The sequence below is a fragment of the Leptospira stimsonii genome, assembly GCF_003545885.1.
Lineage (GTDB): Bacteria > Spirochaetota > Leptospiria > Leptospirales > Leptospiraceae > Leptospira > Leptospira stimsonii.
In genome coordinates, this window is record NZ_QHCT01000003.1 from 18,823 (window position 1) to 43,048 (window position 24,226).

The window sequence follows — 24,226 nt, forward strand, 5'->3', positions numbered from 1 at the left end:
AACGTTTAAAATTTTTTAACTGAGAGGAGTGTTTGCTTTATGAAATCCGTAGAAACTTGGTTCGGCGAATATGCCGACAGTCACAGAAATCCGATCAATAAAAATATCCATTGGATCTGCGTTCCGTTGATTTACTTTACCGTCATCGGTCTTCTTTGGTCGATTCCGGTTCCTTCCGTTTTTGCCTCCATCCCCTATCTGAACTTCGCGACCATCTCACTGGTGTTAGCTCTTGCGTTTTACATTCGGCTTTCTCCTGCGCTGGCTTTTGGAATGTTGGTTCTGACTTCGCTGATGATCTATTTGATCATTCTCTTACAAGCAACTGTACTTCCAGTAATGATCGGGGCTTACGCATACGGACTCGTGGATCTTTCCGTGACCATTTTCGTTCTCGCCTGGATCGGACAGTTTATTGGTCACAAGATCGAAGGTAAAAAACCTTCCTTCTTCAAAGACGTTCAATTTTTGATGATCGGCCCAATATGGCTTTTAGGCTTCGTATATCAAAAATTGAAAATCGCATACTAAACGTTACGGCTGAAGTCTCATGGGAACCGTTTCCGCCCAATCTTCTTGACCGGTAGAAGCGGTTCCATCATCAAGTTATACGAGTTCTGGAAAAATATAGATCGAGGGTTTCCGATGCCAAAGATAGTCAATCATGAGAAATACAAAATAGAAATTCTATCCAAGTGTGTGGATATCCTTGCAAGAAGGGGATATTCTGCGGTATCGATGAGAGAGATCGCCACCGAGTTGGACGTATCCACAGGAACTCTCTATCACTATTTCGCTACCAAAGAGGATATATTTAAGGAATTGGTGAAGTTCGTCCTCAACAAGGACATAGAAGAATTACAACTTTATTCCAAAGGTAATCCCGGACAAACCCTCGAAACAAGAGTAGAGTCTTTGTTTCAGATGATCCAAGCGCGGGAATCTTATTTTCAAAATCTTCTGTATATCATCTGCGATGTTTCGAGACTCAAAAACCACGAAGAGGAAAAGGTTCTGATCGCGGATGCGATGAAGGAATACGTCAATATCATCACGAAACACCTGGGAGTAACAAACCCGACCTTAAATCGGATTTTGATTAGTGTCATTTTAGGAACCGTCGTTCAGAGGATCGTAGACGGGGATGCGATCAGCCTGGGAGACACTTCGGAGGTGATCAAAGATTTTATGGCGGTGATCCTTTCCAACTCCTTCACATTCTAAATTCAAAAAATCTTAAAACGATCGAGGACCGCCTTCGTTTCTTTCTGAATTCTCGTCGAATTCCATTTTAGATGTTTTCCTAAGGAACGAAGCAATCGATTCAACTCTTTTTCCTCAGGAAGCCCGGGTACCCCGACGCCGGATCGATGAAAGAAGAAGTCGGTCGCAAAACGGATGTCTTCCCTTCCCGCGATAAATCTCAACTCGCTTTCAAAAAACTTTTCCCCGTTCTGCAAAGTATAAAATTCTTCCTGACCACCGCTCTTAGAAAGAATGGAATACGCTTGCGATCCGTATCGATTGGCGACGATCTCGACCAATTCACCTCTGAGCTTTGGAAATTTTCGACTCAAATCCTGAATCAAAGAAGGAAGATCGGAATAATCCCCTGTCGCGGGAGGAATCACTTCCGTTTCACATTCTCGAAAGTTTCCGGGAAGATAGTCCACTACCTTATCGACGACGGCTTCTCCTACCGCTCGACTCGTCGTATATTTTCCTCCCATCGCGGTAAAGAAGCCCGGAAAGCCTGCGTCTTTATGATCGAATATTTCAGTCTTGCGGGAAGCGTTGTATGTGGAAGTGGTTTCACTAGGATCCTCCACCAAAGGTCTCAATCCACCGTAATAGAAGTCCACATCTTGAAGAGTGAGATCCGTAAAACCGAACGAATAATTCACTTCGCTTAACAATTCCTCGATATCTTTTTTCGTTACTCGAAAAGCGTCCGGGTTATCCGGATATTCCGTATCGGTCGTTCCGATAATCGTTTTATTTCTCCATGGAATGATAAAAATATGAGTTCCATCTTTTTTCTTAGTTACGATCGTTTTATCGCCGCAGATTTTTCTCGTAACGACGTGGATTCCTTTCGATCGGACCAAATTTTTATCAGCAGGAACTCCGGCGAGAGATTCCACAAAATCCGCCCAGGGTCCCGCGGCGTTTACTACGGATTTCGCCTGAAAAACGATTTCTTTTCCGTTTAACTTGTCTTTGGCGACGACCTGATAGGTAGAATCGGAATTTCGACGAATCGAAATGACTTCCGTATAATTTTTGGCGACAGCGCCCTTTTCCCTCGAGGAAAAGATGAACTCGGAAGTATGACGTTCCGGATTTAAATTAAGATAATCATAATAAAGATAAGAGCCCTTTAATTTTTGCCTTTCTAGGCTCGGAGATTCCATGATCGTTTGCTCCTTTGAAAGAAAACTATACTTAGGGATCAAACGATCTTCCGAGATGTTTCGGTTTCTATCAAAGGACAATGCGTTGTACATCTCCATTCCGAGTTTTAAAACGATTCTTTCGGATTGCGAATACACGGGCACGAGAAATCCCATCGTCTGAACCGCATTCGGAGTGATTCTTGCAAGAGTCGCTCTTTCTCTTAGAGATTCCCGAACGAGACCCAATTCAAAATTTTTGAGATAACGCAACCCGCCATGGATGAGTTTGGAAGTCGCTTGACTTGTTCCCGACGCATAATCGTTTTTTTCCAACAGAATCGACTTCAGACCTCGTAGTGTAGAATCCCAAAGCACGTTCGCGCCTGTAATACCTCCGCCCACGATCAGTAAATCGTAGATCGAAGACGTGGATTGTTTGGAAGAAATCGTTTTGATAGAAGCTGACTTTGTTTTTTTTGCCATACCAGTATTTATTTTTTTAAAAATGCCAAGGTCAACCGCTTTTAACTCAAATGAGAAAAATCAAGAATTTTATAATTTGATATCATTGTATATAAATCCGAAAACTCTGATTGAAAAATTTAGAATTCCAATAACCTTAGGAATACGATGACCTTTCCCAATACTCTGAAAAAATACTTCCGTCTCTTCTTTGACATACAGGAAGATAGAATCCGTTTTGCAGAGGAATATGTGGAAGATCTCCATAGACAGGCAAGATTACTTCATTATCCAGGATCGATCATCGGGACCTTTGTTTGGTTGGGTTTTGCGTTAGACACCGATCGAAAACTACATCCTGAGTTTCCGGAACTCTTTTATTTTAGAATCGGTTTGAGCTTACTCAGTTCCTTTTTCTTAATTGCGATCGCAATTGATAAATTTGTAGGTACAAAACTGAGAGGAAAGGGTTTAGAATGGGCTTATATTCTTTTTTTGTATCTTCTGAACGTAACCGCTTTTTTTACCGGAAAAATCGCCGACGATCCCAACTACGTTTCTGGACTTCAGATCGTCGTTATGTCGATGGTCTTTATGCCGTTCCCAAGAAAGGCGTTGATTCTTCTTTATTCTCTTTCGATTTTCAGCTTTTTGATCGCCGTTCTTTTGTATCATCCGAATCTCTCCACAAACCAAGCATCGTATTCGATGCAAAATCTTGCGATCAGCTATCTTCTCGCTTTTTTCAGCGGGTTTATTGTGGAGCGATATCGATTCTCCAACTTCGTCAGTCATTTTAAAATTTTAGAAAAGAATCGTGAGATCTCCGAGAACATGGAACTGATCCAAGGATTAAAGGAAAAACAAGACGGAGATTACTTTCTTACCTCTCTTCTTTTAGATCCGCTCATTGCCAAAAAGACCGAAAACGGTCCGATTCGAATCAACTTCGCGCTGAACCAGTTTAAGAAGTTCTCCTTTCGTGAAAAAGAATACGAATTAGGCGGAGATTATCTCAGCGCTTACGACCTGACCCTGCAAGATAAAAAATTCAAGGCATTTATCAACGGGGATGCGATGGGAAAATCCATTCAGGGTGCGGGCGGAGCGCTCGTATTGGGAGCAGTCTACAACTCGGTGATCATTCGGTCCAGGATGGACCCGGATTCCGCAAACCGTTCTCCGGAACGCTGGCTCAAGGATTGTTTTACGGATCTTCAAAAAGTATTCGAAACTTTCGACGGAAGTATGCTCGTTTCGGCCGTCTTAGGTCTTGTGGAAGAAAATACGGGAACATTATATTATTTGAATATAGAACATCCCTGGTTGGTTCTGTATCGGGATGGAAAAGCTTCCTTTATAGACCCTGAAACGCATTTTTTTAAATTGGGAGTACAAGGAATCAGCGGTCAGGTATTCGTAAAACTCTTTCAGATGAAACCGGGGGATAAAATTTTCTGCGGTTCCGACGGAAAAGACGACCTAGTTCTGGGTGAAAACTTCGAGGGTAAAAGAAAAATCAACGAGGATGAAACCGAATTCTTGCGCAGAGTAGAAGAAGCCAAAGGAGATTTGTCCAAAATCGAGGAGCTTCTTTTGAAGGTCGGAAATTTTTCGGACGATTATAGCCTTTTATCGATCGAGTTCACGGAAGCGGTTTCTCGTCCGATCCAACTCGATCGATTCTCAAAAGCCAAAAAGGCGGCTCTGTCGAAAGACTTTGTAGGAGCTCTTACGATCTACGAAGCGAACGATGGAAAGAATGATTTTTCTTCGGAAGAACTCAAACTTTTAGCCAGGCTTTTGGATAAAACCGGAAATCTCTCGGAGGCGCTTCAAAAAGCAGTGCTGGCGTTGAACTTAGATCCGGCGGATCACGAACTTCTTCTTTATACTTCCCTTCTTTCCAAAAGAAGTTATTCGCAGACTAAGGATCTTTCCCTCCTCAAAAAATCGGAGGAGTTGGGAGAACGATTTCGACTTCGTTTTCCGGACCATATCAAGAATCTAATTCATCTTTCCGACGTATATCGACTCCAAGGAAATTTAAATCGCGCTTCTTTTCTCATCGAGAGGGCCGGTGAATTGGATCCCGAAAACGAGCGAGTCAAAGAATTCAAGGATCTTCTTCGTTCCTAATTCTTTCGGAATTCTGTTGCGAAATTCGATCGAATCCAGATTCTTGTGCTTCGGACAGTTTTATCCTTCCTTCGGAGAATGAGAGAGATATGTTTTATACGGAACTCAATACAAAGATAGATTATTCAAGAGATAACTTGAGATGGAACGCTTGGGGCGCTTATGGGCAGGACTTTTTTAGAGTAGGTCAAATGCAGGAGATTCTTGCGTTTCTTTCCGACGAATTCAATGTCACCGAAATTCGTAAAACTCCTCCCGTCGCCTTGGAAGAAGTAACTCTTCCGAAATCAGCATTGAGTCCGGCGCAAATTCGTGAACTGAGTAAAATCAGCGGAACCAAACATTTTTCCACGGAACGCAGAGAGAGAATCTTTCATTCCGCTGGAAAAAGTTACTACGACGTCCTTCGCCTTTCCTTCGATTCACTCAAACATTTTGTAGACGGAGTCATCTATCCTGCAAAGGAATCGGAAATCGTTAAAATTTTAGAATATTGCTCCAAAAATCAAATCACCGTCATTCCCTTTGGAGGTGGTTCGTCCGTGGTCGGCGGTTTGGAAGTCATCAAAGGAAAGGGACAAAAGGCGGTTCTTTCCCTGGATACAACCCGAATGGATTCACTCGTTCGACTGGATAAGGAAAGTTTCCTCGCTACCTTTCAGGCTGGAATCTACGGTCCAAAATTGGAAAAAATCTTGAACGATCAAGGATTCACTCTGGGACACTTTCCACAGTCCTTTGAATATTCTACTCTTGGAGGTTGGATCGCGGCGAGAAGCGCGGGACAACAATCGAATCGTTACGGAAAGATAGAAGAAATTCTCACCTGCTTGAAGGTTGTAACTCCATCCGGCGTTGTGGAAACCTTGAGAGACCCCGCGTCTTCCACCGGACCAGACTTAAATCAAATCTTCGCGGGAAGCGAAGGACTTCTTGGTGTCATCACTGAGGTTACGATCAAAGTTCATAAACTTCCCGAGACAAGAAAGTATTTCGGAATCGTTTTTCCGAATTTTGAATCGGGTTTAAACTTCATCAAAGAAATCAATCATAGAGAAATTCCGACTTCGATGATTCGACTTTCAGACGCGAACGAAACCCGTTTGTATCAAACGTTAGGCACGCTTGGCAAAAAGAATACACCGGTCCGCTGGTTAAAGAATAAAATCCAGGATGCGGTTCTGAATTTCAAGTCGATCGGAGAAGATAAGTGCGTGATACTACTCGGGATGGACGGAACCAAACTCGACGTTTCCCAGAACTTTGCCAAAATCAAAAAAGTGATTCCTTTGTTTGGAGGATTGTACGCGGGGACTCACCTGGGTGAACAATGGATTCATTCCCGATACAACATGCCCTTCTTAAGAAATCACGTGATGGAAAACGGAATTGGCGTTGATACGATGGAAACTTCCACGACCTATGACAGAGTTCTTCTTCTTCACAAAGAAGGAGTGAATGCTTTGGAAAAATCGATTCCTGGTTCGATCGCGATGTGTCATATCTCTCATAGTTATCACGAAGGCGCTTGTCTCTATTATACGATCATCTTCCCGATGGATCCTAAAAAACCGGAGGATCAGTGGTTTAGAATGAAACGAACCGTGTCGGATTGTTTTATCCAAAACGGGGCCCCGATTTCGCACCACCACGGGGTCGGATTCGATCATAAATCCTGGTATGAAAAATCAACCTCCAAACCGGCTCTGCTCGGTTTGAGAGCGTTTAAGAAAGAAATCGATAAGAAAGAAATCTTAAACCCCGGCAAAGTTTTTTACTAAGAATAGAAATCCTTTTACAAAAAGGGGGTTTCTACAAACTATAAAATCCCTTTTTGTAAACCGTATATCCTAAACCGGCAAGGGAACTGAATCTTCCGAAAAACTGTCGGAACAACGACCTCGCCGTGAAAGCGCGACCGCCCCACCCTGATTGGGTGGAGGTGGAGAGGTGGCGGGAAAAAATCAGGGAAGTTCTCCATACCAGAAAATGAACCTTTTCACAAGCGCAAAAACGTAACTCCGCCGGTAGGAACTCCTAGAAAAATTCAAATTGGGATCTTTCTTGATTCTAAAAACCTTTCCGACTTGGGATGAGGTTTGCGCGTAAAACCAAAAGAATTTGAAATCCGCTCTCAATTGATTTTCATTTCGATAATCTATCGAAACCACTTTCTTCCGCGATCAAACGATTTTGATTTTTTAAAGATAGGCTCTTAACCCAAAAAAAAGCCGGCGAATTTCACCGGCTAACTATATTTATTTTTTCTAAATTAGAATTTACTGAAACACTGGTCTTCTTCTTTCGAGAATGGATTTCATTCCCTCCTGACCGTTCCGGGAAAAAACCGCATTCGATAAAAGGGTAATATCTCTTTCGGCGTTTTTTTCTGCAAACATCCGAACCGGATCCCGAAGAGAGACCTTGATTCCGATCACCGATTCGATCGCCATATCCTTGAATTGTTCGCAGTATTTTCTTGCTTTCGTCATCATCTCTTCGGTGGAAGTCGCAACGTCGTCGATCAACCCGATCTCTTTTGCTTCTTCGGCTTTCAGACCCTTTCCCGAATAAAGAAGATCACGCGCCGCGGTGATTCCGACTGTTTCTTTCAACATAAAGCCGGCTACCGATGGAAAATTGATACCGATCTGCGATTCCGGAAAACCGAGACGGCCTTTCTTTTCCACCATCATTCTATAATCGCAAAAGATCGCGTAAACCGCACCTAAACCCATGGAATGACCGTTCATTGCGCAAACGATCGGCCTTTCAAAAAAAAGAAGTTTCGAAGCCGTATCCAGCGCAAGACGAAGCACTTCTTGAATTTGTTCCAAGGTCTTTCCCACGAAAATTTCCGGATTAAACCCGTTGGAAAAAAATTTCTCATTTTTGGAAGTAAGAATCACCGCTTTAATGGAAGGATCCTTCGATATCGAATCGAGTTTTGCGGAGATCGTCTTAAAAAAATCACCGTTCAAAGAATTGACCTCGTTTGTTTCGATATAGAGTTCCAGAATATGATTGTTTCTAATTTCAGAAAGCATGTTTTCGCTCCTAATACTACGATTGTGAATGAGTGTATGATACGATTTCGATTCTATCCGTTATCGTATCGTTCGTTAAGCTTGATCCAAAATGACGAACCGAGGAATGTTGTAAACTCGATCTTTTTCTCTTAAAACTGAAATTTAGAATCGGGAATCGTTTCCGAGAGTGCGATCTTTTTCATTTTGATTTCAATCTTGTTCTGATCCAGATTCGTTTTCGGCTCTACAATTCTTGTGATCGTAGTCTTTGGCGGAAAGGAAACGATTCCCTGAACTTTCGTGATCGCCTTGAGATTGCTCTTTTTGGAAAGGAGCTCGACGGAACCGATCCCGAAATCGGTCATCCAAAATGTGATATCTTCCCCCGGTTTTTTTACGAGAATCGCTCGTTCCGAAAGATTGACGAAGATCGGATCCGCACCCGCGAGTCCCGAACTATTATTGGAAAGAAGGGAATACAAAACCGGGAACGGAATCGTGGATTGTTTTTTCCCAGTTGGATCCTTAAAAACGATATCCCCCATCGGAAGAGTTTGTGTATTCGAATTTGCGGTTTTGATCTGAATCGAAACCCCATCCGTAAAAACGCGGGAGACGATCATTCCGAAAAAAGGATCCGAAAGTTCGATATACATTTTGCCGGAAGGACGGTCGTAGTAGATCTTACCGTCCGCGGAAAAACTTTCCTTCTTAGGAACGAAGTTTTCGATTCTCATGGAGAATTCACCGGAGTAAGATGTATTCTTATTTTCTAATTCTTTGATCGACTTTAGGATCCGCACTGCTTCCGGATTTTTGGAGGATAAGAATTTTAAATTCCCTTTGTCTGGAAAGGAAATTTCTTCGATCTGCGGCGTGGTGCAATTGTAAAACATCGCCAAGAATAGGAAATAAATAGAATGTAGTTTCAGGTTCATTAGAATACCGATTTTTTATTTTGGATTTTTATTCACGGAATTTTCGTTCGTTCCGCTCTGCAGTTTTTTATGAAGCCTTGTGACGTCTTCCTTCTTCTTAAAAAGTTTGAGACTTTTTTCCCAGTATGCGATCGCGTTTCGGAACTCGTTCTTTTCTTTGTAAACGTCTCCGATATGTTCTAAAATAACGGGATCTTCTTCTCCCTTATCCTTGAGAATTTGATACGCGAGCTGGAGGTGTAAAAGCGCCTCGTCGTGATTTCCCATCTTAAAGAAAATCCACCCAAGACTATCCTGATAGGCTTCGTTATCCGGAGCGAGTTCGACCGCCTTTTGAACAAGCGCTAAAGATTCTTCCAGTCGGATTCCTTTTTCGGAAAGATAATAACCCAGATAGTTGTAACCCATCGGATTCGTAGGATCGATCTCCATGGATTTTTTTAGATCGAATTCCATCGCTTCCGGATTTTCTAATTTCTCGTGTACGGACGCACGATAAAAATAATAGATTCCGTTACCGGGTTCTTTTTCGATCGCGGCGTTGAACTCATCCAACGCTTCTTTGAATTTATCTTTGGAAGCGAGAACGATTCCCAAAAGATATCTTGCGTAAGACATCTCCGGCTCCGATTTCAAAACGTCCCGGATCAACGTTTCAGCTTCCTCTTTTTTATTCGGAGGATCCGCACGCAGTAAATAAGCAAGATGAAGTTGGAACTTGAGTTTATCGGAATTCTTCTCTGCCTTTTCCACCGCCTTACGAGATTCTAAAATCGCACGATAGACGAAACCGGATTGTTCGTGACAGGACGCTAAAAAATCGTAAATTTCTGCGTCATTCCATTCTGAGGTTTTGTTCGGAATCACACTCGCTCTCTGAGCGGTTCTTTCCGCGAGTTCGAACTGTTGCATCCCGAAAACGATCTCGGAAACTTCTCGAAGTTCCTTCAAATATTGGGGTAGATTTTTTTCTCTTTCATAGACGTCCAACATCGCGAGTCGAACTGCAAGGCGTCCGGGAAATTTTTCCTTGATCGGAAGAAGGATCTTTTTTGCTTCGATGTATTTCCCAAGTAAAACGAGATACAAACCTTCGAGGACACTTCCCCTCGGAATTCTGGATTGTTGATTGAGAATATTAAAGTATTCGAATGCGTAAGAACGACTTTCTATAAAATACATTTCCGCGAGAAGGTGTTCGACCGAGGAAAGATTTTTCTTTACTTTGAGAATCCGATTCAGTTCTTTCCTCGCGGAAGCGAACTTTCCGAGCTGATTCCAGATTTTCGCGAGCGTGAGCCTTGTAGAAATGTCCGATGGATTTTGTTGGAGATACGAACTCAAAAAGTATAAGGCTTTTTTGGTTTGTCCGTTTGCGAAATACATTTCACCGAGAGACTTATCCACATACGATCGATACTTCGGATTTCCTTCTCGGTTTCGAATCGAATCACTGAGAGAAGTTAAATACAGGATCGCTCTGGGAAAATTTTTGAGTTCCTGATTTAAGGAACCTAAAAGATAAAGAAGATCGGAATCATCCGCGAAACGACTTAGGTTCGCTTCCAAATAATCGCTCGCCTTCTGATATTCTCCCATCCGAATCAAAACCCTTGCCTTGAGAAGATAAGCGTCTCGAAATTGAGGATCAGCTTGGATCGCAAAATCGGCTTCCTTTTCAGCGGCCTCAAACTGCCCTAAGGCAAAATGGCCGTTCGCCTTGCCCACTCTGGAAACGGGAGAAACGGGTCGATTGAGAATTTCGGAACAACGAACGTATTTCTCATAAAAACCTACGGATTCTTCGTAAGCCTTCTTTGATTTTTCTTGAGAAGGAACCTTAGAGGCCTCGGTCTGTTTTTCAAAAGCCAGGGATAAAAAGAATTCGGGCGCCACCTTGGATTCGGAATATTCGCACTCGCCTTCCGAATAAAGGGAAAACGGAAGAACCGCAAAACCGAAAACGAAAAACCAAAAGCGAAAAGAAGAGAAACCGGAAAGTCCGGAGAGGACGTTTTTTTTATTTGCTTGATTCATTCAGGTAACGGGACAGATTTGAGAAGAATGTTCCCTACGTCAGGAACCATCCCGTCAATAGGTCCGGAATTTCATTCTGCACACAATCCGTCTAGGAGTCGAATCAATTTTCCCAACGATCGGAGCGGTCAAATTTGTTAACATACATCCGAGAAAATAAAAAATTCATTCTTCTCCTACTTTTGGTTTGGACCGTCGCGATCGCCTGGATTCTTCCCAACCGCTATAAATTATTGAGTAAAGTTGCATTGATGGTACAACCACCCGGTTACGATCGGAAAACTGCGGAGGAATTTATCGAAAAGGGAGATTCCATTCTTCAAAAAGAAGTCACTTATCAAGATCAAGGAGAAAGAATTCCGGATCTTGACCTGATGCGAGAGGCCTGTCTTTATTACTATTCTTTGAGTGAACGAGATTCCGTTCTTTACAAACCTTCTTGGACCGATTCGATGCATATCTGGAGATTTAAGAATTCCGGAATGAAAGAAGAATCCTCCGGTGAAAAAAAGATTTCATCCAAAACGAGATCGAGGGATCCGCTTACGGGCGGACTCAATCCGGGAGAATATTGGAGAATCACTTCTCCGGTCGTCTTAGAAGCGTTAGACTATTATAAGAGAGCCTTGAACTTTTCGGGACCCGATTTCTCCGTTCCCAAAAAAATCGAACGTACGGCTCTCGCGGTTTGCCGCCCCGAAGAAGTATTGCTCGCCTACGCCGATTACGTTCGCAACACGGAAGAATCGGTTCGAGTCGCAATCGAAAATGCAAAACCCAAAAGACCGTTTTTCTCCTGCAATCAGGATTCGAATCTTCCGAATGTGCTTACGGAAAAACAAAATCAAATGCGCGTTTGGTCTCAGATCAAATCCAATTCTTTTCTGATCGATCCGGATCGCAACATCCGAGTGAACGCGAACGATTTTAAAAAAGCCCTCAATCTACTCGCGTTCGGAATTTACAAAACCGGACTCAATTCGATTTCACCCCTGGAAGCGGACGGAATCTTAGAGAAACTCCTTTTTTTCGCAGATCCGGGAACCGTTGAATATGACGAACTTCTTTTCAAAAGAGGAATGCTCAACTATCAACTCGGAAAACGAGATCCGCTTTTCTGGAACAAAGCGATCTTCTACTTTCGGGAAGCCGCGCAGTCGAATCTTTTGGATAAGGGATCCGTTTTCGAATCGAGGTTGATGACCGTACGATCCGAGATCAGAAAAGGAGAATTGGATCTCGCCTTACGAGAGTTACAGTCTCTGGAAGCCGAACTCTATTCTATCGATAAGGCCTATAGAACGACCGGCGCCGGAAGAAGCGACCTCGTGGAGGATCGAAAAAAACTCTTACGATACATTCTCCGTAAAAAAGGAAGATACGAAGAAGCGGACGAACTCTATGTCGAAGAAGATTCATTATTTTGATTACAACGCGACACATCCGCCTTTTGCGGACGTTCTCGTTGCAATACAAAACGACTATCTTTCCGACTTCTACAATCCTTCCGGTGCGACGCGCTTTTCGCTAGGAAGACAGGGAAAAATCGAAGAAGCAAGAAAAACTTTAGAAGAATACACCGGAAAACCCGCAAAAGAATTCGTCTTCTCTTCCACAGGAACCGAAGCCAATCACCTCCTAACGCAGGCGATCGCCGGAAAATTCTCCGGTTCCGCGATCGTATCCTCGCTCGAACACGCTTCGATGTATTCCGCTTTGGAATTCGCGGGTTTCGAAATAAGAAAAATTCGTACCCTTTCAAACGGAAGGATCGACCTTTCCCATCTAAGAATCTTACTCGAAGAAAATTCTGCACCGGTCTTTGTATTGCACGTAGCAAACGAATCCGGAGTCATCCAACCTCTTGAAGAAATCGCTTCAATCACCGCGGAATTCGGCGAACCTTTGTTTTCCGATCTGATGCAATCCTTTGGAAAGATCGACATTCCTTTTTCTATCTTGAGCGGATTTACGTTTTCCGGTCATAAGATCGGAGCCGGAATGGGCGCCTCCGCAACCTGGATTCGATCCGATCTCGTTTCCGAAAAAGAATTTGGGATCTTTCGGGGCGGAAATCAGGAAAACAATCACAGAGCAGGAACGGAAAATTCTCCCGCAATATTAGCTCTTTCGAATATTCTAAAAATAAGAATTCCGGAGATCGAGAAAAAAAGCGAGATTCTAATAACCTTTCAAAGAAAAATCGAAACGACCTTGGAAGAATGCGGCTGTCAAATCATCGGGAAAGAATCTCCTCGTATAGTGAGTACTTCCTTTTGCCTTTTACCCACGGACGACGTCGATTTTTTTATGATGGGAATGGAAGAATCCGGATTTGTAGTTTCGACGGGCTCTTCCTGTAAATCCAGATCAAGAGATCCTGCCTCTTCCCTTTTATCCATGGGATTTCAGGAAGAGGAAGCCCTGCGCGCGATCCGAATTTCGACCGGTTGGTTTACGACCGAAGAAGAAGTAGACGCACTTTGTATTCGGATCCGAGAAGTGTTGCAGGCCTTAACAAACGGTCTCTAAAAATATCAACCTCATTGTCCCCGTTCGACACATCGCTATCGTAAAGATACGGAATTGAAATTCATTTTATTTTCGTACTTCAAGAAAAGAATTCAAGACCTCAATTCCGCTTTGACCATTTGGGAAGAATCGCTTTCTATCTCTGATTTTTTATAAAATTAAGCATTCTGCGCCATTGGAATGACTTGGAAAAATGGGTCGAAAGAAATTGCGACCCAGTCCCTCCTAAGTGGAAAAAAGAAATTTTTTGACTGACCACTATTGATTTTCTATACGAATAAATATTGACAATCGATTTTCCCGACTTCTAATTGCCACTCACACAATCAGTGTAAACTATGAAAATCAAATTCAAACGTCTCTCCTACCTATTCATTCTTTTTTCGTGGTTTGGCGCATCGAACTGCGGCCTCGCGCTCACACCCCGCATAACAACCAAAATACCACCGAAGACGGAGACCGAAGTTTTTCGACTCAATCTGATTTATGGCGAAGTAAAGACCCTCGCAGGAATCAACTTAGGATTGTTAAACGAAGTTCAAGAGAATCTCTACGGCGCCCAACTCGGAATCGTTAACTTTTCCGATGGAAAGACATACGGTTTTCAAGTCGCGGTCGTCAACGCGGCAAAGAACAAAGGATTCGGGATTCAGGCAGGACTCATAAATTCAACTAACGGAGATTCTAAAGGAATCCAAGCCGGTATTATCAACTTAGGAAGTGACAAACGAGGTTATGACCTTACGATCGGGGTCGGAAATTATAAGACGAGCGGTCTTATGATCGGAGTCACGAATCTTTCCTCACAAGGAATCAATCTCGGCGCCTTGAACGAAAATTCGAGTGGAGTCAACTTGGGAGTTTTGAATATCCAAGGTAGCGGTGTCAGCATCGGAGTTTTTAACGGAGGTTCGGGAGTTCATATCGGCCTTTTCAACTCGGCCGGAGAAGACGAAACCGAGCCGCCTACGATGCAATTCGGTCTTCTTAATTTTTGCGGTAAGGGACGTTTTCCGGTCATGATCGGATTCAACTATTGTAAATAACTATGAAACATAAGAACTCTCTAAAATACTTTTCTATTCTTTCTTTCGCTTTCACTTTCACTCTTAACTGTGGAGTTGGCGGATTGCGCGGCGAAAAATCCTTTGTAAGAGCTCCGGTAAAAACGGAAACGGAACTGGTAAGGGTCAATCTTCTTTATGGAGAAGTGAAAAATCTATACGGAGTAAACCTCGGCATAATCAACTCGGTCAAAGATCGCCTAATCGGTGTTCAAGTCGGTGGGGTCAATTTTTCCGACGGAAAAACATATGGCGCTCAACTTTCCCTCTACAACGAGGCGAAAAACGGAGGTTTCACAGTACAGGCAGGCGGGGTGAATAAAGTCGAAAACACCGGTGCGGGACTCCAGGTCGGACTTTATAACGCCGCCTCGAACAGCGGAGTTTATCTTACGGCGGGCATTTACAACAAAGGAAGTAGCGGAGCGACGATCGGTCTGATCAACAACGAAGGATTGGGCATCAACGTAGGCGGTTTTAATTACGGATATGGTGTCAACCTCGGACTCATCAACTCCGGAAAGGGTTTGAGCATCGGCGCGATCAACGTGGGCGAAGACGGAAATTTTCAGATCGGAGTTTTGAATTTCTGTTCGGACGGACCATTTCCGATCATGATCGGAATCAACTATTGTATTAAATCATCGACGCCGGTCCAAGAAAAAGCCGAGGCCAAGACGACCCCGATCCAATAACCGTCTAAAAGAGAAAATGACAGATTCAAATTTTTGAATATGAAAAGAATTCTGATTTCTTTCCGGCGAGGTTTTCCTTTTTAAACCTTTCTCGGAAAGAAATAATTTTCTTCCCTTCCCTCTTCATGGATCGTCTCGATCTGATTCTCTCTCCGGATTCAAATCCAATCCCAATGTGAATCTCGTTTTTATCCGAGACTGTTTATTCCTTTCTCATTTCTTTATCGTTTGTCAATCGCGGGGTTGTTTTGATCTATAGGCTGACGGTAAAAATGCCTCCTAAAACGGAAACAGAGACTTCAGTGGAGCAATAACAGAAAATTCTAAATGGAAATTCTAAGGTAATGACTGGTAGATTTTTTCAGCGTATCGGTCGGTCATTCCCGCGACGTAGTCGCTGATCACACGATATAAGGATTCTTCCTCGATTCTTTCCTTGTATGTCTCCGGAATTTTTTCGGGATGTTTGAGAAAATAATCAAATAAGGATTCGATCACTTTTTTTCCGTAATCGCTCATTCTTACGAGATCCTCGTGACGATACAATCTTTCATACAAAAAGGATTTGAGTTCCCGGAACTTCGCATCGACGTCTTCGGAAAAATTAGCGATTCTCACACCTTGTTTCCAAATTTTTCCTAGATCTTCTCTGGAGCGAACCTGATTCGTTTCCAATTGAGAGGATATATTTCGAATGAGATCCGATACCATCGCGTTCGTTAGATTTCGAATCGAAGTTCGGATGAGGATTTTTTCGGCCGCTTCCGGATAACGTGTTTTACAGTCTTGATAGACCTCGTTCCAAAATGGATTTTCGGATAAGTCTCCGAGATGGAGATAACCCATCTCCCAACCGTCTTCGATATCGTGACTCGTATATGCGATTTCATCGGAAAGATCTGCGATCATCCCTTCGAGAGAAGGTCCGTCTTCCTGTCTGGACAAGAGCATTCCGGAAGTTTCGTATTCCGCTCCGTGTTTCATAAGTCCTTTCAACGTTTCTCTACAAAGATTCAAACCGGGAAAGCCGGGATATTTTTTTTCAATGCCCGTTACGATCCGTAAGGACTGTTTGTTGTGTTCGAATCCTCCGTGGTCTTTCATCAAACCGGAAAGGACGTCTTGACCTGCGTGTCCAAACGGAGTATGACCGAGATCGTGAGCGAGCGCGATCGTTTCGGAAAGATGAGAATTGAGACCCAAGGCGGAAGCGATCGTACGAGAAAGACCCGCCACTTCCAAAGTATGAGTCATTCGATTTCTATAATTTTCTCCCACCGAAAAGATAAAAACCTGGGTTTTGTATTGGAGACGTTTGAAGGCGCTGGAGTGAAGGACCCGATCTCGGTCTCTCTGGAACGGAAGTCGGTAGGAATGTTCTTCTTCCTCGTAGATTCTTCCTCCGTTTTTGGCGCTGGAAACCGCATACGGAGCGAGACCCGTTTCTTCTTTTTGAATCAATTCGTTTCTGGAATAATACACTAATCCCCAAAATCGGGAACTTTTCTCAAAAGTCTCCTTACTTTTTTTGTTTGTTTACTGCTATTTTAAAGGAGCCAGATTTTACTGTCTCTGAAATCCTAACCCAAGGCGTTACAAGTAGGAATGGAATTCTTAAATCTTCTCGTTCATATCTTCTCCGAATACGGATACATCGCCGTTTTTTTAGTACTCATCCTCTGCGGTTTCGGACTTCCGGTTCCGGAAGATATTTCCTTGGTTTCCGGCGGTGTCATCGCGGGACTCGGAAAAGCGGATCCACACTTTATGTTTTTGGTTGGAATGGCGGGAGTTCTCATCGGAGACGCATCCGTTTTTTTACTCGGAAGAATCTACGGAATTCGAGTTTTACAGATTCCTATGATTTCAAGAATCGTAACACCGGAGCGGTTCGCCAAAGTCCAGGACAAGATCGGAAAATACGGAAATTGGGTCACGTTTATGGCTCGTTTTATGCCTGGGCTTCGAATGCCGATTTATCTCACTGCGGGAACCTCGGATCGAATCTCCTTTTATCGTTTTGTCGCGCTCGATTTTATGGCCGCGATCATTTCGGTTCCGGTCTGGGTCTATCTTGGTTATTTCGGGGCTCACAACTTCGACACCCTTCTTTCCTGGGTTCACCAAGGTCAACTAACGGTCTTCGGACTTTTGGGAGCGGCCATCCTCATCTTTGGAACCACATATTGGATTCGAAAGAAACGATCATCGGCTCTATAAGAATTTCTTTACATCTTTTTGCATTCGGCTATTGTTTGACCAGTTATGGACATTCTTGCGCAGCCGGTGCTTGTGCTGAATGCCGGTTACGTCCCCATCGGGATCCGGTCGGTCAAGGACGCCCTCATCCTTATCATTCTTGAAAAAGCCCAGCTGATCAAGGACGATGAAAGTCTTCTCATTCGTTCCGAAAAACTCAAATTCACGGCGCCTCGAATCATTCTTCTCAGAGATTATTTCAAAGTTCCACCCAGAAAGGACCGAGTTTCCCGGGAAAATATCTTTCAAAGAGACAACTATCACTGTGTCTATTGTGGAAAAAAATTTCCTAGCTCGAAGCTGACCCTGGACCACGTGATTCCGAGAAGTCGCTGGGACGGAGTTCCCAAAAAAGAGAAGCCGAAGGATTTTAATTCTTGGGAGAATCTGGTGGCCGCTTGTAAACACTGCAACACTCGAAAAGGAAATAAACTTCTCTCCGAATTGAAGTGGAACTTGCCGGAAGAAAATCGGGTGACACCCAAGCTACGCTTTCCACTCTTCTCAATATCGGATCAGCAGGCGGAGAAGTTCGGCTGGCGGGAGTATATTTCTTTTTGAAACGTCTTTCTATTCTATTTCTTCTTCCAGTAATTTCTTTTCTTTTCGGATGTCCTCACTATTCCACGACTAGATTGATTTCCACACCTCCGACTCTGATCAGTATCGTTCCGATCGCAACCGGATACGAACTCAGAATGAGAGCGGGAAACCCGGAACTTCTCTTTAGCGGCTATCGCCTTTTTGTGGGAAACACGGAAAACGAATCTCGATTTCCGGCGGATTTGAATGCAGGGATTGACTGCGTCGGCGGAGTTTTAAATCTGATACCGAACCAACCTCTGGAGTATTCCATTGAACTCAGCCCGAACAGTGGTCCTCTTGCGACGCCCGCAACGGGGGAAAACGCAAATCGAATCTGCAAAATGAACGTGACCGTGACTTCGGGACAATATCTAACGTTGCGTTCTCAGGTTCTTGTGATCAGCATTACGAATGGAAGCACTTCCGGGTTCGTATTTTCGATGCCATCCAACTCCCTCAAGGTTCCTTAAACCAAATCTCTATCTTTTGCAAAGTATCTTTTGCGTCCGCAATCCAGATACTTTCCGGAAACGACTGAATCAATTTTTCAAACCCGTTCTTTGCGCTTAACAAGGAATTCCTTAATTTCCGTAGCGCCGGATTCTCCTCACCCTTTAAGTAGATGGGATTGCCGTCGGTCGTCTTATAATACTCGTGAATTGCGGAATCGTAATTTTCCCGTGCGAGTTTGTAAAGGTCATAATCCGTTTTTTGAAGATGCGAATGAGAAGCTCGGGAAATTATATTCTCCTTTTGGAATGTTTCTTTTTCGAGATAAGAATAGAGAACGTCCCTATATTCGATCAACTCCTTGAATAGAGAATCGCTTGAAAATTCGCCCGTATCGGGATGGTATTTTTTCGAGAGGAGATAAAAACGACTTTTGAGTTCTTCTTCCGTAAACCCCGGGTCCAAACCCAAAAACTCCAGGGCTCGTTCTAACAGGTCCCCGTTTTCCAAAAGTCTTGTCTGAGATGGAGGTGACGTTTGAGTTGGATTTGAACCTGAGCTACGTTCAATTCTTTCTGATATTCTTTTAGAATATTCTTCATTCTTTCTTCCACTTGAGAATGGAGAAGTCTGGATTCTTCCAATTTCTGAAACAGGGTTTCCGTTATTTCGATGAGCTCTAAATTCTGCGGAACGCCCTCTTCCAGTTTTTCAATCTTACGATCGATGGAACAGAGTTTGTCCACGAGTTTGAGATTGGAGTCTTCGATCTTTGCGCCCGCCTCGCCGTCTCCAAAGCCGAAAACTTCGATTTGGCGTTTTTGATTTCGAATCAGCTCGTCCAAAAGAAGAATTTTTTCTTCAATGAGGACGACAAGGTTCGGTGCGTTTTGTTTCCGATCGACTGAAGACAAATTCTATCCCTGGATGGACAATCCGCTTCCGCGGCTTCCCTGGAAAGGTGCGGAAACTACGTTGGACTTTTCTTTTTTCTCGATTTCTTCCCAAGCCGATTTTAGATCTTCCATATACTTGATAATTTCTTGAATGATCTCGGAATCTTTTTTCATGTTCGCTTCGAGCAGACGTTTTTTGATGTAAACGTAGATTCCTAAAAGGTTGTTCGCCACTTCCCCGCCTTGTTCCAAATTGAGAGCAAGCATGAGTTCGGTTACGATTTCCCCCGCTTTGAGGATATGATTGTTAACCACATCGTATTTTCTAGGAGTGTTGTTCTCCAGAGCGATATTGAGAAAACGGATCGCCCCGTCATAAAGCATGACGATGAGTTTTCCCTGGCTGACAGTCGAGATTTCGTTGGATTTATATTGTTCAACGGTCGCTGTGGATTTTCTGGCAAGTGACATGTATCTCTCCTGAAATACTCTTCGACAAAAACGGTTGCCTCCTTAATGCTGGGTCAGAACATTCTTACGGTTTCTCCCAAAACTTTCGTGCATTTTTGAGACTTTCAAACCGTCCGAATTTTCGAATTCGAACTCCAACTAGGCCTTTTGCCGAGCTATGTCCGATCACCGGTCAAATCCGAGAGGTTTGACTCTCTTCGGACAAGACCTTGGTAACAAGGAATTCTTTTTTGGATTTTGAAGAACCCAAAGTCAATGCCCTACCAAAGGGTGAAAAGACGAACAACTCTGATTTTACCCGGATAGAATTTCCTTGGCAAGTCTGTTTACAAAACCCAAAAAAAAGATCGTATTTTTAGCGTCCGGAAGAGGCTCCAATTTGAAGGCCGTTCTCGAGAATTTGAAGAAAGGAAAGATCGCGGGAACGGGAATATCCCTTCTCACGGACAATCCTGCATGTAAGGCCTTGGAAGTTTCAAAAGAATTCGGTCTTCCCTCTCAAGTTCTGGATTTTAAATCCTTTACAGACAAATCGGCCTATCACAAAGCCCTTCTCGATCGACTCTTGGAACTCCAACCCGATCTCATCGTCACTGCCGGATATATGAAGATTCTTAAACCCGAAATCATCCGTGCCTTTACGAATCGGATCATCAATATTCATCCTTCTCTTTTACCCGCGTTTCCCGGACTGAGCGCCCAAAAACAAGCCTTTGAATACGGAGTCAAAATCGCCGGATGTACGGCTCATTTTGTGGACGAGGGAGTCGATTCCGGTCCCGTGATTTTGCAGGGAGTGGTGAAAATCAAGGAAGGAATGTCGGAAAGAGATTTGACTCTAGAGATTCTTAAAGAGGAACATAAAATCCTGCCACTCGCGGTTCAGTATTTTTGCGAGGGTCGACTTCAGATCCAAAATAGAAAGGTCAGCATTCAATAAACAAATGATACAAATCAAAAGAGCCCTGATTTCGGTCAGCGATAAATCCGGTTTAGTCGAGTTCGCACAATTCTTAAATCAAAACGGAGTGGAAATTATTTCCACAGGCGGAACGCTCAAACTTCTCAAAGAAAAAGGAATCAACGCGATTGCCATCGACGACTATACGGGTTTTCCGGAGATCTTAGACGGGAGAGTCAAAACCTTACATCCGAAAGTTCACGGAGGACTTTTAGGAGTGATCTCGAATCCGGCACACAAACAAAAGATGGACGAGTTGAAAATTCCGAAGATCGATCTTGTCGTCGTGAATTTATATCCCTTCTTAAAAACCGTTTCCAAGCCGGGTGTTCTTTTGGAAGAAACGATCGAAAATATCGATATCGGCGGGCCCTCGATGATTCGTAGCGGCGCGAAGAATTACAAACATACGTTGGTTCTCACGGATCCGAACGACTATGCGGAAGCCCAGTCCTTGATTTCTTCCGGAGGAATTTCCGAAGAAGTGTCTGCGAAGTTTATGAGAAAGGCGTTCTCTCATACCGCGATGTATGACACCGCGATCTCTTCCTGGTTTAACAAACAAGCCGGAGACACTTTCCCGGACGTTCTCAATCTTTCTTTCTTAAAAAAACAAAAACTCAGATACGGAGAAAATCCGCACCAAGCCGCAGCCTTTTACGAACCTCTGTTTACAAAGAGCGATTTCTCCCCTTTACAAGGAAAGGAGTTGTCGTTTAACAATATGTTGGACTTCGACGCGGCGTTTCACATTTCAAGTCTTCTTCCGGAAAACACCGTTTGTATCATCAAACACCTCAACCCTTGTGGGATCGCGTATGCGGACGATCCTTTGGAAGCCTATCAACTCGCGAGAAGAACGGATCCGATCTCTGCGTTCGGCGGCGTGATCGGAATCAAGGGACTCGTAAACGGGGAACTCGCGACCGTAATCACTGAAAACTTTGTGGAAGGCGTGATTGCTCAGAAGTTTACTCCGGAAGCTCTTGAGATTTTTTCCAAGAAGCCGAACATTCGTCTCATCGAGATCGAAGACTTCAAAGAAGCATTGGACGAATTGGATCTCAGACCGATTCATCACGGACTTCTGATTCAAGATAGGGATTATACAACGATCACCGAAAAAGATTTAAAAATCGTAAGTAAAAAACAACCGACTCCGGAAGACATACGAGGTTTGATGTTTGCCTGGTCCTGCGTTCGATTTATCAAATCCAATGCGATCGTTTATACGGAAGAAAATGCGACCCTTGGAATCGGAGCGGGTCAGATGTCGAGAGTCGACTCGGTCCAGTTAGGCGCCAACAAAGCGTTAAACGTTGGACTTTCCGTCGTGGGTTCTTATGTTGCCAGCGACGCATTCTTTCCGTTTCGAGATGGAATCGATGCACTCGCAAAAGCGGGAGCCAAGGCGATCATTCAACCCGGAGGCTCCGTGCGAGATCCGGAAGTGATCCAGGCCGCGGACGAACACGGATTGATTATGGTTTTTACAGGTATGAGGCACTTCAGACACTGATATGGAATTCCTACTCTATCTCATCTTCTTCGGATTCGTTACGAGTGTTTTGGTTCTTGTGAGCTATTACTTCAAACTTCTGTTTCTTTCCGGAAGAGATTCCTTTGAAAGACCCGAACTCGTGGACTGGATCCGAATTCTTCCGGAAGAATTGCTCAAACTTTTGGAATCCGGGGGAAGTCTTCAGTACGGGGCGATCGCATTCTCCATCTCCGCTTTCATTTCGTATCTTTGGACTTTGATGGGAGGAATCATCGGAGCTCCTCATTACGCGGACGCATTTGGAAATTATTTCTTTCTTTCTTTTTTACTTCCGGTGACTCTTTTTACGACATACGGAGTTTTGGTGGATTTGATTTTGAAAGACCTTCCGTCCACGAGTCCCAATCACTTTTTGGTTCGTTTTTTTGAACAGGAAGTTCCGGTTCTCAGCGGTTGTTCGATTTCGGTCATAGCGTCCAATCTTGCGGTGTACGGCCTTTTTCATGAAATCCCATTCTTATTCGTACTTCCGAACGTTGGAATCATCGGTGTATTGCTCGTTTTGCGTTGGAACGGAAAGGTGAAGATCGGAGGAATTCATTTCTCCGGTCCGAAAAAGACTTCCTATGAGGAAGAATCTGAATAAGTTTCTAAAAAAATTGCCGATAGTTAGAATATGAGAATTCTCGTTCTTCTCCTCACGTTGATCATCTTTCCTGCGTCCCTATTCGCGCAGTTGCCGGACGAAGGTCCGAATCGAAGACAACCGAACAATACCCAACAAGAGGCTCTCAACCTTTTGGAAGGTTTTGCTGAATCTTCTTGGGGAGAAAGTTACGCGAACCTTCGTGAGAAATTCTTATCTCTTTCCACAAACCCGCAGAACGACGAGAAGGTGGAGATCGTTTTTGAAGATAAGGAAAAAACACTTCTGATTCGAAGAAACGGAATTCTTTATTCGTATCGTTTTTATTCTACGCCGAAAATCGTTTTGGATTCGAGACCCAAGGGTCAAACCGCGACTACACCGACTGCGGAAAACAAATCGGAAATGGATGATGGGAATCATTCCGCTCCGGGAGTTTTATTTTCCGTTGGAGTTTTGTTTCGTTATCTTCCCGGAAAAGAAGTTCAACAAAAATTGGAACAGAAGTACGGAAAGCCGAAGAAGGAAGCCTTAGCAGAAAACAAAATCGGCGGCGCGGTCCTTTGGGAAAAAACGGATGAAAAACAATCCCCTCCGAAGGGCGGCTATATCGTTCAGTGGAAAGAATCCTATAAAAAAATGCCTTTTACGAGAAGAGTCGATTATTTCAGTTCTTCGATCAAATTCCAAATCGAAAAAGAATACAAAGAATTCTTCAGCGCCGAAGAAATCAAAACACTTCGTGATTTGATTCCATAAACATACGAATCAAAAGTTCCACGTTTTTTTTCTACCGTCACTTTGATACGAACCGAATTTTAAGAATGAGATTCACTGGAGAAAGTTTTTCCAGGATTCAAAATCTTAAGTTCGATTGGAAACGAACGTTCCGAAAGTACGGAAAAAGAATCGGGTTTCCCGTTTCAGAAAAAAACCAGGCTTTGAAACATTCGGTTTCCCGCATTGTCGCAAACTGGATTCCAGCGCACGCAAGAAACGAGGTCGAAAACAAAACCGAAATCGACCAACCGATACAAACCACTCGAGTTGTCGATTGACATGATTCGAAACCAATTCGAAGCCTCCTTTTCGAATCATTTCCCTCTTTCCAAAAGAATAGGATTCTTCCAAAATTCTATTGACCTTGGCCTCGCTTTCCAACCAT

General features: G+C 43.5%; 24 protein-coding genes. 16 read left to right on the top strand and 8 right to left on the bottom strand.

The window, feature by feature from the left end; all coding sequences use genetic code 11:
- Window positions 1-39 precede the first annotated feature (39 nt).
- A complete protein-coding gene (locus tag DLM75_RS11330; RefSeq protein ID WP_118968640.1) occupies window positions 40-531 on the top strand; it encodes an Mpo1 family 2-hydroxy fatty acid dioxygenase in 492 nt (163 codons plus the stop codon).
- Window positions 532-645: 114 nt separating this feature from the next.
- Window positions 646-1,224 (top strand): TetR/AcrR family transcriptional regulator, encoded by a 579-nt coding sequence (locus tag DLM75_RS11335; protein ID WP_118969148.1) that lies wholly within the window; start codon window positions 646-648, stop codon window positions 1,222-1,224.
- Between the two features lie 2 nt (window positions 1,225-1,226).
- Here DLM75_RS11335 and DLM75_RS11340 read toward each other — a convergent pair whose 3' ends face one another.
- Window positions 1,227-2,879: a glycerol-3-phosphate dehydrogenase/oxidase gene (locus DLM75_RS11340; RefSeq protein ID WP_118968641.1), complete on the bottom strand. Its 1,653-nt coding sequence runs from the start codon at window positions 2,877-2,879 to the stop codon at window positions 1,227-1,229.
- Between the two features lie 147 nt (window positions 2,880-3,026).
- Here DLM75_RS11340 and DLM75_RS11345 point away from each other — a divergent pair, with 147 nt between their 5' ends.
- Both DLM75_RS11345 and DLM75_RS11350 read left to right on the top strand, forming a co-directional pair.
- Window positions 3,027-4,997, top strand: coding sequence for a PP2C family protein-serine/threonine phosphatase (locus tag DLM75_RS11345; RefSeq protein ID WP_118968642.1), 1,971 nt, complete (start codon window positions 3,027-3,029; stop codon window positions 4,995-4,997).
- Window positions 4,998-5,086: 89 nt separating this feature from the next.
- Window positions 5,087-6,778, top strand: a complete 1,692-nt coding sequence (locus DLM75_RS11350) for an FAD-binding oxidoreductase (RefSeq protein WP_118968643.1) — start codon at window positions 5,087-5,089, stop codon at window positions 6,776-6,778.
- A gap of 498 nt (window positions 6,779-7,276) precedes the next feature.
- Here DLM75_RS11350 and DLM75_RS11360 read toward each other — a convergent pair whose 3' ends face one another.
- The 3 genes from DLM75_RS11360 to DLM75_RS11370 all read right to left on the bottom strand — a co-directional run bounded on the left by DLM75_RS11360 (window position 7,277) and on the right by DLM75_RS11370 (window position 11,001).
- Window positions 7,277-8,044 (bottom strand): enoyl-CoA hydratase/isomerase family protein, encoded by a 768-nt coding sequence (locus DLM75_RS11360; RefSeq protein ID WP_118968645.1) that lies wholly within the window; start codon window positions 8,042-8,044, stop codon window positions 7,277-7,279.
- Window positions 8,045-8,175: 131 nt separating this feature from the next.
- The gene (locus DLM75_RS11365) at window positions 8,176-8,964 is read right to left on the bottom strand and encodes a LolA family protein (protein WP_118968646.1); all 789 of its coding nucleotides are present in this window, start codon (window positions 8,962-8,964) and stop codon (window positions 8,176-8,178) included.
- Window positions 8,965-8,979: 15 nt separating this feature from the next.
- Window positions 8,980-11,001 (bottom strand): tetratricopeptide repeat protein, encoded by a 2,022-nt coding sequence (locus tag DLM75_RS11370; RefSeq protein WP_118968647.1) that lies wholly within the window; start codon window positions 10,999-11,001, stop codon window positions 8,980-8,982.
- A gap of 134 nt (window positions 11,002-11,135) precedes the next feature.
- Here DLM75_RS11370 and DLM75_RS11375 point away from each other — a divergent pair, with 134 nt between their 5' ends.
- The 4 genes from DLM75_RS11375 (at window position 11,136) to DLM75_RS11390 (ending at window position 15,292) form a co-directional block, all read left to right on the top strand.
- Complete coding sequence (locus DLM75_RS11375; protein WP_118968648.1) at window positions 11,136-12,428, top strand: hypothetical protein; 1,293 nt, start codon at window positions 11,136-11,138, stop codon at window positions 12,426-12,428.
- The gene (locus DLM75_RS11380) at window positions 12,403-13,533 is read left to right on the top strand and encodes a cysteine desulfurase family protein (protein WP_118968649.1); all 1,131 of its coding nucleotides are present in this window, start codon (window positions 12,403-12,405) and stop codon (window positions 13,531-13,533) included. The genes DLM75_RS11375 and DLM75_RS11380 overlap by 26 nt, the downstream gene beginning before the upstream one ends.
- Window positions 13,534-13,871: 338 nt before the next feature.
- Complete coding sequence (locus DLM75_RS11385) at window positions 13,872-14,579, top strand: LA_2272/LA_2273 family lipoprotein (RefSeq protein ID WP_118968650.1); 708 nt, start codon at window positions 13,872-13,874, stop codon at window positions 14,577-14,579.
- Between the two features lie 2 nt (window positions 14,580-14,581).
- Complete coding sequence (locus DLM75_RS11390) at window positions 14,582-15,292, top strand: LA_2272/LA_2273 family lipoprotein (protein ID WP_118968651.1); 711 nt, start codon at window positions 14,582-14,584, stop codon at window positions 15,290-15,292.
- A gap of 336 nt (window positions 15,293-15,628) precedes the next feature.
- Here the strand turns inward: DLM75_RS11390 and DLM75_RS11395 are convergent, their stop codons facing one another.
- A complete protein-coding gene (locus tag DLM75_RS11395) occupies window positions 15,629-16,774 on the bottom strand; it encodes a deoxyguanosinetriphosphate triphosphohydrolase (protein ID WP_167731756.1) in 1,146 nt (381 codons plus the stop codon).
- Window positions 16,775-16,897: 123 nt separating this feature from the next.
- Here DLM75_RS11395 and DLM75_RS11400 point away from each other — a divergent pair, with 123 nt between their 5' ends.
- The 3 genes from DLM75_RS11400 to DLM75_RS11410 are packed head-to-tail and all read left to right on the top strand — an operon-like array spanning window position 16,898 to window position 18,606.
- Window positions 16,898-17,512, top strand: a complete 615-nt coding sequence (locus tag DLM75_RS11400; RefSeq protein WP_118968652.1) for a DedA family protein — start codon at window positions 16,898-16,900, stop codon at window positions 17,510-17,512.
- A gap of 45 nt (window positions 17,513-17,557) precedes the next feature.
- Window positions 17,558-18,112: an HNH endonuclease gene (locus tag DLM75_RS11405; RefSeq protein ID WP_118968653.1), complete on the top strand. Its 555-nt coding sequence runs from the start codon at window positions 17,558-17,560 to the stop codon at window positions 18,110-18,112.
- The gene (locus tag DLM75_RS11410) at window positions 18,109-18,606 is read left to right on the top strand and encodes an LIC11661 family lipoprotein (RefSeq protein ID WP_118968654.1); all 498 of its coding nucleotides are present in this window, start codon (window positions 18,109-18,111) and stop codon (window positions 18,604-18,606) included. Before DLM75_RS11405 ends, DLM75_RS11410 begins: the two co-directional genes overlap by 4 nt.
- Here DLM75_RS11410 and DLM75_RS11415 read toward each other — a convergent pair.
- From DLM75_RS11415 to fliS, 3 genes are read right to left on the bottom strand one after another with little or no spacing between them, the layout of a single operon-like run.
- Window positions 18,593-19,081: a DnaJ domain-containing protein gene (locus DLM75_RS11415; RefSeq protein WP_118969150.1), complete on the bottom strand. Its 489-nt coding sequence runs from the start codon at window positions 19,079-19,081 to the stop codon at window positions 18,593-18,595. The two genes, DLM75_RS11410 and DLM75_RS11415, sit on opposite strands and share 14 nt — an antisense overlap.
- The gene (locus tag DLM75_RS11420) at window positions 19,075-19,500 is read right to left on the bottom strand and encodes a hypothetical protein (protein ID WP_118968655.1); all 426 of its coding nucleotides are present in this window, start codon (window positions 19,498-19,500) and stop codon (window positions 19,075-19,077) included. The genes DLM75_RS11415 and DLM75_RS11420 overlap by 7 nt, the downstream gene beginning before the upstream one ends.
- Before the next feature lie 3 nt (window positions 19,501-19,503).
- Complete coding sequence (fliS, locus tag DLM75_RS11425) at window positions 19,504-19,953, bottom strand: flagellar export chaperone FliS (RefSeq protein ID WP_069607446.1); 450 nt, start codon at window positions 19,951-19,953, stop codon at window positions 19,504-19,506.
- Between the two features lie 313 nt (window positions 19,954-20,266).
- On the opposite strand from fliS, the gene purN reads away from it, so the two are divergent.
- From purN to DLM75_RS11450, 5 genes are all read left to right on the top strand, one after another.
- A complete protein-coding gene (gene purN, locus DLM75_RS11430; RefSeq protein ID WP_118968656.1) occupies window positions 20,267-20,893 on the top strand; it encodes a phosphoribosylglycinamide formyltransferase in 627 nt (208 codons plus the stop codon).
- A 4-nt stretch (window positions 20,894-20,897) separates the two neighbouring features.
- Complete coding sequence (gene purH / locus DLM75_RS11435) at window positions 20,898-22,433, top strand: bifunctional phosphoribosylaminoimidazolecarboxamide formyltransferase/IMP cyclohydrolase (RefSeq protein ID WP_118968657.1); 1,536 nt, start codon at window positions 20,898-20,900, stop codon at window positions 22,431-22,433.
- A gap of 1 nt (window position 22,434) precedes the next feature.
- On the top strand, window positions 22,435-23,061 hold the full coding sequence (locus tag DLM75_RS11440) for a hypothetical protein (RefSeq protein ID WP_118968658.1): 627 nt from the start codon (window positions 22,435-22,437) through the stop codon (window positions 23,059-23,061).
- 30 nt (window positions 23,062-23,091) lie between these two features.
- On the top strand, window positions 23,092-23,820 hold the full coding sequence (locus DLM75_RS11445) for a hypothetical protein (protein ID WP_118968659.1): 729 nt from the start codon (window positions 23,092-23,094) through the stop codon (window positions 23,818-23,820).
- Between the two features lie 65 nt (window positions 23,821-23,885).
- Window positions 23,886-24,119 carry a hypothetical protein gene (locus tag DLM75_RS11450; RefSeq protein WP_118968660.1) on the top strand — a complete coding sequence of 78 codons (234 nt, stop codon included), beginning with the start codon at window positions 23,886-23,888 and terminating at the stop codon, window positions 24,117-24,119.
- Window positions 24,120-24,226 lie beyond the last annotated feature (107 nt).